This is a genomic window from Xenorhabdus stockiae, assembly GCF_002632825.1.
Taxonomy (GTDB): Bacteria; Pseudomonadota; Gammaproteobacteria; order Enterobacterales; family Enterobacteriaceae; genus Xenorhabdus; species Xenorhabdus stockiae.
The window spans coordinates 117162-130314 of sequence record NZ_NJAJ01000002.1 but is presented as its reverse complement, the minus strand read 5'-3'; the positions used below and the strand labels follow the sequence as shown (position 1 = coordinate 130314).

General features: G+C 40.1%; 12 protein-coding genes and 2 pseudogenes. 8 read left to right on the top strand and 6 right to left on the bottom strand.

The annotated features are described in order from the left end of the window. The first annotated feature begins 149 nt into the window (after positions 1 to 149). On the top strand, positions 150 to 719 hold the full coding sequence (locus Xsto_RS01050) for a hypothetical protein (protein ID WP_099123839.1): 570 nt from the start codon (positions 150 to 152) through the stop codon (positions 717 to 719). 507 nt (positions 720 to 1226) lie between these two features. On the opposite strand, the gene Xsto_RS01045 is transcribed toward Xsto_RS01050, so the two are convergent. The 3 genes from Xsto_RS01045 to Xsto_RS01035 all read right to left on the bottom strand — a co-directional run bounded on the left by Xsto_RS01045 (position 1227) and on the right by Xsto_RS01035 (position 4025). Beyond that, positions 1227 to 1925, bottom strand: a complete 699-nt coding sequence (locus Xsto_RS01045; RefSeq protein WP_099123838.1) for an alpha/beta fold hydrolase — start codon at positions 1923 to 1925, stop codon at positions 1227 to 1229. 180 nt (positions 1926 to 2105) lie between these two features. After that, positions 2106 to 2588 (bottom strand): RidA family protein, encoded by a 483-nt coding sequence (locus Xsto_RS01040; RefSeq protein WP_099123837.1) that lies wholly within the window; start codon positions 2586 to 2588, stop codon positions 2106 to 2108. Positions 2589 to 2600: 12 nt separating this feature from the next. Then, the gene (locus Xsto_RS01035) at positions 2601 to 4025 is read right to left on the bottom strand and encodes an NAD(P)/FAD-dependent oxidoreductase (protein ID WP_099123836.1); all 1425 of its coding nucleotides are present in this window, start codon (positions 4023 to 4025) and stop codon (positions 2601 to 2603) included. A gap of 17 nt (positions 4026 to 4042) precedes the next feature. On the opposite strand from Xsto_RS01035, the gene Xsto_RS21015 reads away from it, so the two are divergent. Further along, positions 4043 to 4336, top strand: coding sequence for a hypothetical protein (locus Xsto_RS21015; RefSeq protein WP_141554479.1), 294 nt, complete (start codon positions 4043 to 4045; stop codon positions 4334 to 4336). Between the two features lie 95 nt (positions 4337 to 4431). On the opposite strand, the gene Xsto_RS01030 is transcribed toward Xsto_RS21015, so the two are convergent. Both Xsto_RS01030 and Xsto_RS01025 read right to left on the bottom strand, forming a co-directional pair. Then, positions 4432 to 5835, bottom strand: a complete 1404-nt coding sequence (locus Xsto_RS01030) for a coniferyl aldehyde dehydrogenase (protein ID WP_099123835.1) — start codon at positions 5833 to 5835, stop codon at positions 4432 to 4434. Next, positions 5832 to 6611, bottom strand: coding sequence for a lysoplasmalogenase (locus Xsto_RS01025; RefSeq protein WP_099123867.1), 780 nt, complete (start codon positions 6609 to 6611; stop codon positions 5832 to 5834). The genes Xsto_RS01030 and Xsto_RS01025 overlap by 4 nt, the downstream gene beginning before the upstream one ends. 116 nt (positions 6612 to 6727) lie before the next feature. Here Xsto_RS01025 and Xsto_RS01020 point away from each other — a divergent pair, with 116 nt between their 5' ends. The 3 genes from Xsto_RS01020 to Xsto_RS01010 all read left to right on the top strand — a co-directional run bounded on the left by Xsto_RS01020 (position 6728) and on the right by Xsto_RS01010 (position 9730). Next, a complete protein-coding gene (locus Xsto_RS01020) occupies positions 6728 to 7471 on the top strand; it encodes a TetR/AcrR family transcriptional regulator (RefSeq protein ID WP_244590314.1) in 744 nt (247 codons plus the stop codon). Positions 7472 to 7617: 146 nt separating this feature from the next. After that, entirely contained in the window at positions 7618 to 8493 is an 876-nt protein-coding gene (locus tag Xsto_RS01015) for an NAD(P)-dependent oxidoreductase (protein ID WP_099123833.1), read from the top strand. A gap of 28 nt (positions 8494 to 8521) precedes the next feature. Then, the gene (locus Xsto_RS01010; protein ID WP_099123832.1) at positions 8522 to 9730 is read left to right on the top strand and encodes an MFS transporter; all 1209 of its coding nucleotides are present in this window, start codon (positions 8522 to 8524) and stop codon (positions 9728 to 9730) included. An 8-nt stretch (positions 9731 to 9738) separates the two neighbouring features. On the opposite strand, the gene Xsto_RS01005 is transcribed toward Xsto_RS01010, so the two are convergent. Beyond that, positions 9739 to 10089 carry an FMN-dependent NADH-azoreductase gene (locus Xsto_RS01005; protein WP_099123831.1) on the bottom strand — a complete coding sequence of 117 codons (351 nt, stop codon included), beginning with the start codon at positions 10087 to 10089 and terminating at the stop codon, positions 9739 to 9741. A 115-nt stretch (positions 10090 to 10204) separates the two neighbouring features. Between Xsto_RS01005 and Xsto_RS01000 the strand changes: the two genes are divergently transcribed. The 3 genes and pseudogenes from Xsto_RS01000 to Xsto_RS22785 all read left to right on the top strand — a co-directional run. After that, complete coding sequence (locus Xsto_RS01000) at positions 10205 to 11092, top strand: LysR substrate-binding domain-containing protein (RefSeq protein WP_099123830.1); 888 nt, start codon at positions 10205 to 10207, stop codon at positions 11090 to 11092. An 81-nt stretch (positions 11093 to 11173) separates the two neighbouring features. Next, a pseudogene (locus Xsto_RS00995) lies at positions 11174 to 11868 on the top strand (IS1 family transposase). 439 nt (positions 11869 to 12307) lie between these two features. Further along, positions 12308 to 12957: pseudogene (locus Xsto_RS22785) on the top strand (transposase); the annotation flags it as partial. Positions 12958 to 13153: the final 196 nt, after the last annotated feature.

Below are 13153 nucleotides of genomic sequence, written 5' to 3'. Positions count from 1 at the left end.
AGCAACCATTAATAACAATAATGCCCGGTCAATAATATTTACAATGACCGGGCATCTTTTATTTAATCATCCTGGAATTATATGAGGTATGGCGACTAATATTGAATGTTAAAAAAGATAATAATTGACAGAGTAGATTTATGCTATAAATGTCTGATCGTTATCAGGCGGTAATAAATAATGATAATTTTCCAAAAAACATTCCAATCAACACAAAGAGGATTGATATGTTAACTTTTAATGAACGCGTTAATATAGGGATCAATATAACTAAAGAGAAATTAGCTCGTTATGATCCTTCTTTTGTGCAAATAAAAATGAGCGGAACCAATGACGCTGACGTGTACAATAAACTGATAAATGATATTAGCGAATTAAAATCAATGAGTCTAGTATTTAGACTTAATAATTTCGGTCCACATGACCCGGGTGGGGCGTCGATTGATGAGATTTCACCGGGAAAATTTGCAGAACCACAAACTTCTTGGATAGTAGATGGAGTATATAAAAATCTTGATTGGCCTTTTCGTGTAACTTTAGAGGAAGCATTTCAATTGAAATTGGAACATGGCTATACCTCATCGTTTTGGTACGCCCAAGCTCAAAAATTATTAGCACCTAAGCATACAATAGTTACGAAATCATGTTTTGTTTTTCTCCAATGTGACGAATCAAAAATTTTTATTGATGCATTGACTAAAGAAGTTGTAAAAAGATGAATAATCAAAATGTTATATTAATTCGTTAACCAAAGAAGTTAGAAAAAATCATCACTCAGGTTTACTTCTCAGATAGGTTTCTGTCGTATTAATATGACAGAAACCTAAATAGCTAAATCTGATGTCATTTTCTTATTTCCCGTAGATAAAAAATACTACAACATGTTGTATAATAAGCCCTTAAACATAGGGAGAGTTATGATTAAGCCTAGAAAAGTATAGGTAGTGCAGGTATAGTATTAATTCCAGAGTAAAGTAAGTTAATATTCTTCTTATCCATTTCCCTCACTTAATTTGATTGAATGACAATCTACAAATTATAGCAAGTGAATAATATTATGCCATGAAACAAAATATTATCTGGTATTATTTCGTTAATATAACCGAACCATTTTAGTTATTCGCAATAGTGAAATTTATTTTTTAAATTATTAGCTGAGATTACTCTTATTTTGGTGCTTGTTTAAAATTGAAAATATAATATATAAAATATTTCATACGCCTCAATTACGATGTATTGATAGACTCTTCCAGCCATGTGCTGATAATTTTTACCAAATTAATAGGCTGTTCAAGTGGCAGCATATGCCCGGCGTTATCAATAATACGTAATGTGGATCCTGGAAATTCACGTTGCAACGATTTCGCTTCTGCCAGCGTTCTCAATTCATCACAGGCTGAAGCGATGATTAATACGGGGTAATTACGAGGGCTAGATAAATAAGTTGGATTATCCCGTTGCAGCATTAACTGGCGGATAAATACATCTGGTCCTAGCCGTAGGCTCATAGCACGGATGAGTTCAATAAAATACTGATTATTTTTATTATTACCATGAAGCGATGTCCGAATGGTAGTTAGGCTGAGTCCGTCAAAGAACCCATTTTTCACTATTTCTGCCGTGCGGAATTTTATTGCTTTCTGATTATCGCTGTCTGAAAAATTTGAAGTAGCAATGAGCACTAAGGCTTCGATCCTTTCTGGTACTAGACTGGCAATCCAGCGAGCAACGTATCCTCCTAAAGAAAACCCCACTAAAACAAATCGGTCTGGTGACATGGCGATATTATGAAGGGCAATTTCTCGAAGATTTTTCCCCAGAGAAATATCACCATAGACGATATTACCCAACGCAGATAATGCAGGTTCCATCTCTTGCCATAATGTTTTATCAGTCATAAGTCCCGGAATTAAAAATAGATTCACTTTTTCTCCTTGCAAACAATGATAAGCTCCGATAATCCTGCTCTGAGAATAAGTTTATCCGGATGACTGGATAGTTCTATTCAACCAACGCTTCATAATAAAATACTGTGGAAGGATCAGACCCTGAGCGATCTGCACGGGTCTGGATAATTTCTTATTGTAGAATGTGTTATGGAGCATTTAAGGTCTAACCGCAGTAACCTCTATCTCAACACGCCACGCCGGATTACCTAATTTTGCCACCTGAACAGTAGTGCGAGCCGGTAGATTAATGGAGTTCTTCTCATTGAAAAATTGAGAGTACCCTGCCATAAATCCTTTAAAATCCATATCTCCGTTAGTCTCTTTACCGCCGACCAAAAATACCTGCATCTTGACAACATCTTTCATTCCCAGACCAAGTTCCCCAAGGTGAGTCTGGATCTGTTTCAGGACACTGACGGTCTGCGCCTCCGTGTTACCATACGAGGAAAGTACATCATCTGGTGCATCTTTCTTTATTTTAGTCGGCACTTTTCCACTAAGGAAAATGATATTTTTGCTGTTACTGACTTCCACTGACTCCGAGATCGGCATACCTTCCAGTTTGTGGTAACGAACACTTTCAGCATGTGCGATCCCCCAAATAAAAGGAAGACATAACAGCATGTTTTTATAACGCATAATACTTTTTCCTTATGAATTGAATCGTGAAAGACTGAACGGAGCCGGATCAATAATCGGTGTCTTACCCGTTAGGATATCGGCTGTAACTTCAGAAGACGCAGGCCCTTCAGACATCCCCCAAATTGTTGCTGTATTAATGACAAGTCCAGGGTATTTTTCCACTTCCGAAATAATTGGAAGTTCGTCAGCAGTTGGGCTGACAACCGCTCCCCACCGTTCTACGATTTCAGAGTTTTTGAATACCGGGAATTCAGCTTTCATACGCTCAAATACGCCATCCAGATGCTCATTGTTTTGCGTTGCTGTCGCAATGCGATGTGTTTCAAATGGTGTAACCTCATCCAGACCCCACTGAGTCGCTATATTGAATGAGTTAAACAAATCTTCCCCGAGTTTGAATTTCAGTGGCAGCTCACCTCCACCCAAAAGGTGCGAAAATTGAGATCCTAATAGGAAACTGTCTTTCACAATAGAACTGGTGAAAATACGTGGCGCAACGGCGTAGGTTCCATCAGCCTGCTCGCGGAAGTGAATACCATTTGGCAGATGAACATTACCGCGAGGAGCTCCCGGGGCACCAGAAACCCGTTGTTGTGACAAATAAACATTCAGTGTTGGGATATCAACACCGAGATTTCCCATGAAGAGACGTGACCAAATACCACCAGCCAGAACAACAGATGGTGCCTTAACGGAACCTCTTTCAGTTACGACACCGGATACTTTCCCTCCAGCGGTTTCGATACCGCGTACCGCGCAGTGAGTGAATATTTTCACCCCGATTTTTTTGGCATACTGAGCCAGAACTGGCACTCCGGTTTCCGGATCGACACTCCCTGAATCCTCTTCGAATCCAGCAATTTTCCATGGTGTTTTTGCATTCGCCAGTCGTTTAGTTAATTCATTACCTCCAATAATTCGTGTGTTCAAAGGCGTACCAAAACCGGCTGTTTCTCGTGCGGATATGATCCAGTCAATAGAACGAGCTAAGTCCTCTTCACTCGAAGGAACCTCAACACGGCCCTGCGTTCTATAACTGGTATCTGCGCCAATCTTTTCATTCATTCCCCTCCATAGCTTTTTGCTGTAGTGGTGCAATGGGAAAATTTCAGGAGAGGTTTTGTAGCTGATAACCTGGCTGTAAGCACGGCCTGATTGTTCGCCCGCGATGGCACCTTTTTCAAACAGAGTAACGCTCATTCCTCTTTCCGCCAGATTGATAGCCGTCAGGACGCCTTGAATTCCTCCCCCAATAATCACAGCATCAGCTTCTTTCGGTAATTCCCCGCTAGTGCCATCTACGGGTAATGCTCTGGATTTAGTGACGATAAATTTACCGTCACGACGAACCATTGGAACTAAAGCTGAGGCTCCGCTAGCCAAGACACCCGCAGCACCTACTCCTAACAGCAACTTTCTTCGAGAGATTTGCATATTTACCTCGACTGCCCTTGAAAAAGGGCGTTAAGCAACACACTAAAACTCCAATCATTGTTCTGAAAGAGAGCGCTGACTTCAGTCCACACAAAGAAAATCAAGTCGTTGCTGAACTCGCCAACAAAACGCTTGATCCTTTGTTCGTACCTCGCCAAACCACGGAAGGAAAATCACGGAAGGAAAAACTACAGCGAAGAATACTCAATACGCGCTCTGTATCATTACGAAAAAAATCCCTGAATAATATTGATGGAGAGCACGTCATCTTCCACCACAAACCTATTCTATTGATTAACTATATTCTCTGATCTGCATTCGTCAACGCAGAACAATGTTTGATTTTTATGAAAAAGAGGGTTTAGTACCAAACTTGTGACAAGACCGCGGTTTTTAAATTAGTTTTTTATCGAGTGAGAATGCGGATAACCATATTAACAAACTTGCCATAGGGTGGACGTAGTAGATCTGTCAGTGACGGATTGTATTTGCGCAAAATAGGCATGGCCTTGGAAAAGGTTTTAAACCCTTCATACCCATGATATTGCCCCATACCGCTCGGGCCTACACCACCAAAGGGTAAACCTGTACATGCAAATTGATATAGCGTGTCATTGATGCAGATGCTACCTGCGACGATGTGCGATAAAGCCGCCTCAATGTACTTGTTATTTCGGCTAAAACAATAAAAGGCTAATGGGCGTTCATGACTTGCAATATAGTGGATTGCTTCATCATAAGAATGGTAAGTTTTGACTGGTATCAGGGGGCCAAAAATTTCTTCTTGCATAATGGTGCTGCCATCGTCTGGGTTCAGAACTAGCGTAGGGATGAAAACACGCTGCTTTAGTGCTTGTTCTTTATCAGTGAGGGGCATAAGTGGAATGGCCTGATGACCACGAGTGATCGCATCTTCAAGTAATTTGGTAAGACGCTGATACTGGTTGTCATTGATAATGCTTGTATAGTCTGGAAAATTATTTGGTTGGGGATAGCGTTTCGATACTTGTTCCTTAATCTCTGCGATAAACGGCTCAATGACGTTTTCCGGCAATAAAATGTAATCTGGTGCTATACAGGTTTGTCCTGAATTGAAAAGCTTGCCCGTTATAATGCGGGCCACCGCTTTTTTCAAATCAGCATCGGGAGCAATCAGTGCCGGAGACTTTCCGCCAAGCTCCAGCGTAACAGGGGTAAGATTTTGTGCGGCAGCTGCCATGACCTTTTTACCATTCGCCTTGGAACCCGTGAATAACAGGTGATCAAAGGGGAGGGCAGAAAAATCGACTGCAATATCTGCTCCGCCTTGTGCAATACTGACACGGTTTTCAGGAAAAATTTTACCGAGTAATTTTTCTAAATAGGCATTGGTGTGCGGTGTATGTTCGGAAGGCTTGATAAAAACATGATTACCTGCGGCAATCGCGGCTATTAATGGTATGAGAGTCAAATTTACCGGATAGTTCCACGGTGCCATGATACCAACAACACCAAGTGGAACATAGCGTATTTCAGCCTTTGCCGGCCATAATTGCCATCCAGCCTTGTATCTTTGAGGTTTTGCCCACTTTTTAAGAGAGCGCAAGCAAAGATCAATTTCATTCAACACAATCACCGCTTCTGCCATTATGCTCTCATGCCTAGAACGATGACCGAAATCACAAGAAATTGCTTCCGTCATTTCATTTAGGCTGGCTTTAAAATTTTTGCGGAGACATATCAAATCATCCCGGCGTTGTTTCTCATCAGGTCGATTTTGTTCCCATGCTTGACGCAGAGCATTAAATTGAGTGTTGATTAGTTTTGTCATTGATCTCGCCTTATCACTGAGCGGCTAAAACACCATTGAGCGATATAATAAGTGCTGAGTACCAAAAATGGGCTTAATGGAGTTTCAAAGTAAAAACGACCATAAGCGAGCAGGCTATCACTGATAGCAAAAAAAATACCGCCAATCGCCGCTGTATTCGCTGCATGTTGTGCTAAAGGAATTGGATTTTTAAATGGATAGACAATAGCTCTATTTACCGCTGCTCCAGCCATGAAAGCCAAAATCGTAGCATAAATAGCGACAGGAATTCTCATACCGTTAGGTAGATTATTCAACAGCCCGATAAATATTAATAATGCGATTATTATAAATATGATAAAGATCGCCAATATAATGAAAACCGTACGAATAATTATAAATTTTGAATGAGAAGAGTGATTTTTAATATCAGAAATAGAAATACTGTCGCAACATAGAGCATAAATGTAAGCGCAATGAGTGAGTAGAAAACAAAATAGGCCAGCCAAAAAATAGTCTTGCGGTAACATCAAAAAAAAGTCACCCCCTGCGGCAAATGCAAGCCCGAAAGCAATAGCGTTGCGGTAACGTATTGAGATAGGTGTGCGGATTAGTAGAATCCAAAACATTAACAGTGCCGTAGCAGTGGGTTTAGTCAGATAATGGAGCCAAATCCATGATGGATTTACAGATATACTAAGTAAAACACCAACTATGGCGCTGGCTGAAAGGAGCGTATAAAGTAAACCTATTCTGTTAAAAACACCATGTCGAGGAGTGCAATGATTTGATAGCATATGCCTCATCCCGCTGTTTCTTTCTTATTTACAGTATCAGAAAAACTATTACCTGCAACTAACAATTAATTTTGTTTATCTTTCTAAGATAATACTTTTAGGTGATATTCAATATTGTGCCAACATTACTGTTGCTGTTTAACTATTCCTATATTTCCCCCAACTTTTTCTTTTTGTGCCATTATCTTAAATTTAATAAGAGTATTGACCCTTTAATTGGATTGATGATACAGTTTTTTACCAATCGTTCCAGAAAGGAAGTTTTATATCTGATGAGACCAAAAGAATTCGATCTTGATGTAATAGCTAAAGCCGCAATGCACGTTTTTTGGCTAAAAGGATATGCGGGGACAAGTATTCAAGATCTCGTTGAAGGCACGGGGCTAGGTCGAGGGAGCTTGTACAATGCTTTTGGTAGTAAGCACGGACTCTATGAATTTTCCCTGCGGCATTATTATGAAATGACATCTAGTAATGTTGAACTTCTTGCTAAGGAGGGATCAGTAAAAGATTTGATTCAACAATTATTCATGAAGATAGTCTTGGAAGAGCTAAATGATACTGAAAACTTAGGGTGTATGGTGGCAAATGCTTCTTTGGAAATGGCCCGCCATGATAATTGTATTGCTGACCTAGTCGCTATGAATTTGAGTAGGATGGAACGCGCACTGAGCACACTGATACTTCGTGGTCAAGCGATGGGCGAAATAGATCCAACTAAAAAACCCATCGCTTTGGCTCGATTTATTGTCAGTATAATTCAAGGAATTAGAGTTGTCAGCAAAGGCGCTTCTCGAACGGAGCAATCTGAGAGGCTCACTGATATTGTTGAGGTTGCAATGAGCGTAATCGAGAAATAGCCATTTTGTGAAACAAAAAAATTTGCAAAATTTTGGAATGACCGTTCAAGAATGAGTGCTTGTTTTAAATTTTTAATCATATTGTTTAATAATGCATCGAATTTAAGCAGGTGAAATAAATATCTCATATACAAAAGGATAAAGTTATGTCTCAAGTAGTACAAAAATGCGTTAAAAAAATTGCGGTACTTGGTGTAGGTATTATGGGAACAGCTATTGCCCGGAATTTACAAAAGAATGGTTTTAGCGTCAGCGTATGGAACCGCACTTATGAGAAAGCAAAGGCCTTAACAGAATTTGGGATATCAGTATATGAACAAGTAGAAAATGCCGTTGATGATGCAGATATCATATTAACCATGCTTAAAGATGGAAATGCAGTATTAGAATCTATGAATCTTGCACTACCTAGTTTATCTAAAGACACAATATGGATTCAGGCCAGTACAGTTGGTATTGCAGCGAATGAACGACTTGAAGCCTTCGCTGCTGAAAATGGTCTTAAGTATTTTGATGCACCAGTTCAGGGTACGAAAGGTCCAGCAGAACAAGGTAAGTTAATTATTATTGCTTCTGGACCACTGCTTGATCGTGATCTTGTTCAGCCAGTGTTTGATGTTATTGGTCAACGTACAGTGTGGGTTTCAGAGCAAAGTGGTGTGAGTAGTAAGCTTAAACTTGCTTTAAACAGCTGGGTTTTTGCTTTAACACATGGGATCGCGGAAAGTTTATCTATTGCTGAAGCTATGGGAGTAAATCCATCACTTGTTATTGATGTGCTCAAAGATGGTCCTATGGATAATATGTACTTCCAGCTTAAATCTGCTGCAATAATGTCTGGAAATTATGAGACTAGCTTTTCTTTGGATAATGCGATAAAGGATGCTGAATTAGTTGTCGATGCTTCTAAACGAGCTGGTGTGAAAGTTGATGGCGTTGAAGCCGGGCTCGAGCGCTTCAAACGAGCACAAAAAGTGGGCTATGGTCATAAAGACATGATCGCAACTTATTTTGCCAAGTAATTATAAAAGTGTCTGATAAGAGGAAATAATGAAAAATTCACTTGGCTATCATGTAACAGCAGAAACTTTGGGTAATGTTGAAAGGGTTCCGATACTCAAGCTTCTAGCTTTCACCTTAGCGGGTTTTATCACAATTATGACTGAAACAATGCCAGCCGGCTTGTTATCACAAATCAGCCAAGATCTTAATATTTCTGAGTCCCTTGCTGGACAGCTGATTTCCGTATATGCGTTGGGGTCAGTAATTGCTGCGATACCTATTGTTGCTGCCACTCGTAGTTGGTCGAGAAGGCCTCTATTTTTGTTGGCAATTGGTGGGTTACTTGTATTTAACTCTCTCACAGCGCTATCTTCCAGTTATGCGATTATATTAGGGTCACGTTTAATTGCCGGGATGTCGGCTGGAATTATTTGGGGAGTGCTTGCGAGATACGCCAGACATATGGTGCCAGTGCATCTTCAGGGTAGAGCACTGGCTATCGTAGGAGTGGGTCAACCTATTGCCCTCTGTTTCGGAGTACCTTTGGGGACATGGTTAGGAAGCCTATTTGATTGGCGCGGCGTGTTTTGGGTTATGTCAGCACTCGCGTTAATATTAATAGGTTGGGTGAGTACAACACTTCCGAATTTTTCAGGACAAAAATCCACCAATCGCCAGTCGGTGAGGAAAATATTCCTTCTTCCCGGTATTCGTTCGGTATTGTGGGTTATCTTTTTGTGGATATTGGCGCACAATATTCTTTATACTTTTATTTCTCCCTATCTGAAGTCAGTTGGTCTCGGGAATCATGTAGACATGGTTCTGCTATTGTTTGGTATTTCATCAACCTTGGGGATTCTGATCACCGGTGTTTGGATAGATCAAGCATTACGCTTACTGACAATGTTTAGTCTGACTGGCTTCGCTTGTGTCGCTATTTTGCTTATTGCAGGAAATACTCACGTCTGGATAGTTCTTTTAGGTATTACGCTTTGGGGCATAACTTTTGGTGGTGCTCCAACATTGTTACAGACAGCAATCGCTGATGCTGCTGGTGATGATGCAGATGTTGCCCAATCGATGTTAGTGACAGTTTTTAATCTTGCTGTTGCTAGTGGAGGGTTAATCGGAGGAGGGTTACTTCAACAGATAGGACCTTCATCATTTGCAATTACTATGTTTGCTTTGGTAATACTGAGTATTTTAGTCGTTTTTCAGGCTAAAACTTATGGATTTAAACCCGGACCTCGGGGTTAAGACTAACACTATATATATGCCTTGAATTGTGCGGGAGGCCCAAAGTTATACATCGGGATGCCAGCTACAATGAGATCAGCACATAACACTTCGTCGATCAATACATCACTCATTCGAAGTTCTTCTTTCATCCAGTCCTCACGGGCATGCTCTGGAGTGAAAGCTGCATGTATCCATTTACCAGTGACTGGCGGTGGTGCTTTTTGACCCACATCTCGGTAAAGCACTTTCGTTTCGGGATGTAAGCTCAGCCATTGTTGTACGAAACGAGCGCTCAAGCGACGAGTATGCGATCCGTGAGAAGTTTTGTCAGAACGTCCATCGCGTGCACTTGCATCAATGTGTAATAGTGTAGTCATGTGAGTTTAAGCCTTTACAAATGATATTTATTCAAGTATCACTAGTTTCTACTCAATTGTAATGGCTGACAAACGATCTATTTTCAACTAATAGATGATATAATATCACTTATATATGATTAGACGACTCCCTTCTCTAACATCACTTCGTGCCTTTGAAGCCGCAGCGCGTTTGCGGAGTTTCAAAAGGGCAGCTGAGGAATTATCTGTCACTGCGACGGCGATAAGCCACCGAATTCGGGTCTTGGAAGAGTATCTCGAATGTTCTTTATTCTTACGCAAAGTACGAGCGGTTGAATTAACACCAAATGGACTTACACTATTTACTGCGGTGCATAGTGGTTTCGAAACTATCTCTACAGCTATTAAACATATACAAAAACCGCGTCGGCAATCAGTCATGTTATCTACGACACCTGCATTTGCCACCAAATGGCTTATCCCTCGACTATCATTGTTTCAGGAGGCACATCCTGACATTGATCTACATATTCATACATCCAACACGCCTGTAGATCTCAATTCCGGTACAGTAGATTTGGCGATTAGGTATGGTTTTGGTCAGCACGCAGGTGCAGTCGGTACATTGCTTCTTGAGGATCATTTTGCACCTGTCGCTAACCCAACACTCCTTAAGACAATAAATCAAGATATTTCACAATGGCCTTTAATTCATTTCGATTGGCATCGTACTTTACCGATAGATCTAACATGGAGTGCTTGGGCTCAAGCTACTGGGCTTAAATCATCTGATTTGTCCACCGGTATTCGGTATTACGAGGAAAGTCATGCTATACAAGCAACTATCGCAGGTCAGGGAGTGGGATTGTTGAGCTTATTATTAATCGAGGAAGAACTAAGGCTAGGGGTATTGCAGATTGTTGCCGAACCTTCTCTAAAGGGGATGGCTTACCATGTTCTTAAAAGCAATCAGGATCCAGCATCCGAAGCTGCTACTATTGTGGAAGATTGGTTATTATGCATCGCTCATCAGACTCGGTGAATATTATGAAGTAGCAGAATTGGGTCATGTATTCAAGGCGTTGTTCTTCATCTAAAATGCCTATTTTGCGAGATAACAAGTATGGCCACAGTAGAAGTAAAATGTCGATTTTGTCACCAGACGAAGGACATTAAAAAATAGGGTATTGGCAAAGGTGGGCACCAACATTATCGTTGTTTATCCTGTCATCGTACTTTTCAGCTCGATTATTTTTATCGCGCTTATCAAGCCGGAATAAAAGAACAAGTCGTTGATCTGGTTATGAACAACGCTGGTATTCGTAATGCTACCCGGACGCTACATATCAGCATCAATGCTGTTGTCCGCACGTTAAAAAACTCTAGCCACGATGCGTAACGACACTCCCGTTGGATAAAGTCGAAGTTCAGCTCATTTGTGAAGTTGACGAAATGGGGTCATTTGTCGGAAATAAAAAATGTCAACGCTGGTTGTGGTATGCCTGAGAGCCTCGTCTGAGGCGTATCATTGCTCATACATTTGGAACGAGAAGCAAAAAAACACTCAAGAAACTGCTCAACAAGCTCGCATCGTTCAATGTTATTTTCTGATGTACAGATAATTTCAAGGTTTACAACCTATTACTAAAAAGCCAGCATCTTGTTGTAAAAACTTTCACTCAACGTATTGAGCGGGAGAATTTGACATTGCGCAACCGACTTAAGCGGCTCAATCGTAAAACGGTGGGTTATTCTAAGTCGCCGGAAATACATGATAAAATCATCGGCACTTTCATTAAAAGTGAATACTATATTTAATACAAATCAACAGATTAAATCTATGATCTTTGAAGGGCGTTTGGATAATGTGATAACGTTGTAACCGCTAAATTAACGTGATACAGAATTCTGAACGCCCTCTTAATTTATAAGATTAATTTATTTAAATTCTATCTTAATTTATGAGATTAGTTTATTTAAGGGTTTGTTTTATTATTGAAGATAGGTTTTATAATTTTCAGATGATTATTTTTACTCTTAACTCATACTAATAATATCGGATAATAAAAACTTAAACCATTAATTAGCTAAAATTGAAAGCTAGCTATGTGTCACATAATCTTTAATAAATATCTTCTTTAATTGAATCGCATTAATGCTAACGTGATGCTAGACTTTTATGGTGAGTTGAAATGACATAGCCGCTCCTTTATAACTTTAAGTCGTCAAAAATAGAGAAATAAAGGAATAAAAGGCTATGTCACAGCAAGATTTTATCATTTGGATGTTTTGTTGGGTAGATGACAATTTAACGCAGTTACAGCAAGGTAGGCGATTCAGAAGCCGGGGATATCCGCCTAAACTGAGCGATGCAGAAGCCATCACGATGGAAGTGGTGGGTGAATTTTTAGTATTTTCAACAGATAAAGGCATTTGGACGTACTTTAATAGCCACTGACGCGAATGGTTTCCGGGGCTAGGTTCACGCGCCAATTTCGCTAAACAGATTTCGAATCTTTCGGCTACTGCAAGAAAAGCTGGCGAGGTTATTGGGGGCGCTCGACAGCGCCGGTACATATTATCGACGGATTTCCGCTGCTCATCTGTGGATTCAAAAGAGCAAAAGGCTGTGCCAACTTCAAAGGACAAGCCGATTATGGGCCGCCAAAAACGAAACTGACTACGGCTCAAAGGACATCTCATGATAATGAAATCTGCGTGATAACCGGGTTTACACTGATGCCCGCTAATATCAATGAGCGTGAAGCAATCTGGGATGTGCTCGGCTCGATAAAAGACTGTTTGCTGGGTGATAAAGGGTATTTAAGCGTTGAATTTAAACAGGAAAGGAAAGCAGAGGGGATTGAAATGATTACCCCGGTGCATGCCAATATGGATGATCCCATCTGTTATTAATTGTGTAGCTTAAATGTCATATTCAATTGATTTTTGTAAAGTAGATAAATCTTTTTCCACTTAATTTAAGGTAATTATCATTTAATAAATAAGTTTATATGAGGATGTATTCATTCTCATAGGGATTGTTTTTCCGGAATTTTCCTCCGAATTATTTATACGGTTATTGAGTATTTATTTTGATAAA

What these genes read in the sequence shown, in the direction of transcription:
- Xsto_RS01010 (WP_099123832.1), top strand. Translation starts at nt 8,522, where the DNA reads ATGAAAAATTCACTTGGCTATCATGTAACAGCAGAAACTTTGGGTAAT.
- Xsto_RS01000 (WP_099123830.1), top strand. Translation starts at nt 10,205, where the DNA reads ATGATTAGACGACTCCCTTCTCTAACATCACTTCGTGCCTTTGAAGCC.
- Xsto_RS01030 (WP_099123835.1), bottom strand. Translation starts at nt 5,835, where the DNA reads ATGACAAAACTAATCAACACTCAATTTAATGCTCTGCGTCAAGCATGG.
- Xsto_RS01005 (WP_099123831.1), bottom strand. Translation starts at nt 10,089, where the DNA reads ATGACTACACTATTACACATTGATGCAAGTGCACGCGATGGACGTTCT.
- Xsto_RS01035 (WP_099123836.1), bottom strand. Translation starts at nt 4,025, where the DNA reads ATGCAAATCTCTCGAAGAAAGTTGCTGTTAGGAGTAGGTGCTGCGGGT.
- Xsto_RS01015 (WP_099123833.1), top strand. Translation starts at nt 7,618, where the DNA reads ATGTCTCAAGTAGTACAAAAATGCGTTAAAAAAATTGCGGTACTTGGT.
- Xsto_RS01040 (WP_099123837.1), bottom strand. Translation starts at nt 2,588, where the DNA reads ATGCGTTATAAAAACATGCTGTTATGTCTTCCTTTTATTTGGGGGATC.
- Xsto_RS01050 (WP_099123839.1), top strand. Translation starts at nt 150, where the DNA reads ATGTCTGATCGTTATCAGGCGGTAATAAATAATGATAATTTTCCAAAA.
- Xsto_RS01025 (WP_099123867.1), bottom strand. Translation starts at nt 6,611, where the DNA reads ATGCTATCAAATCATTGCACTCCTCGACATGGTGTTTTTAACAGAATA.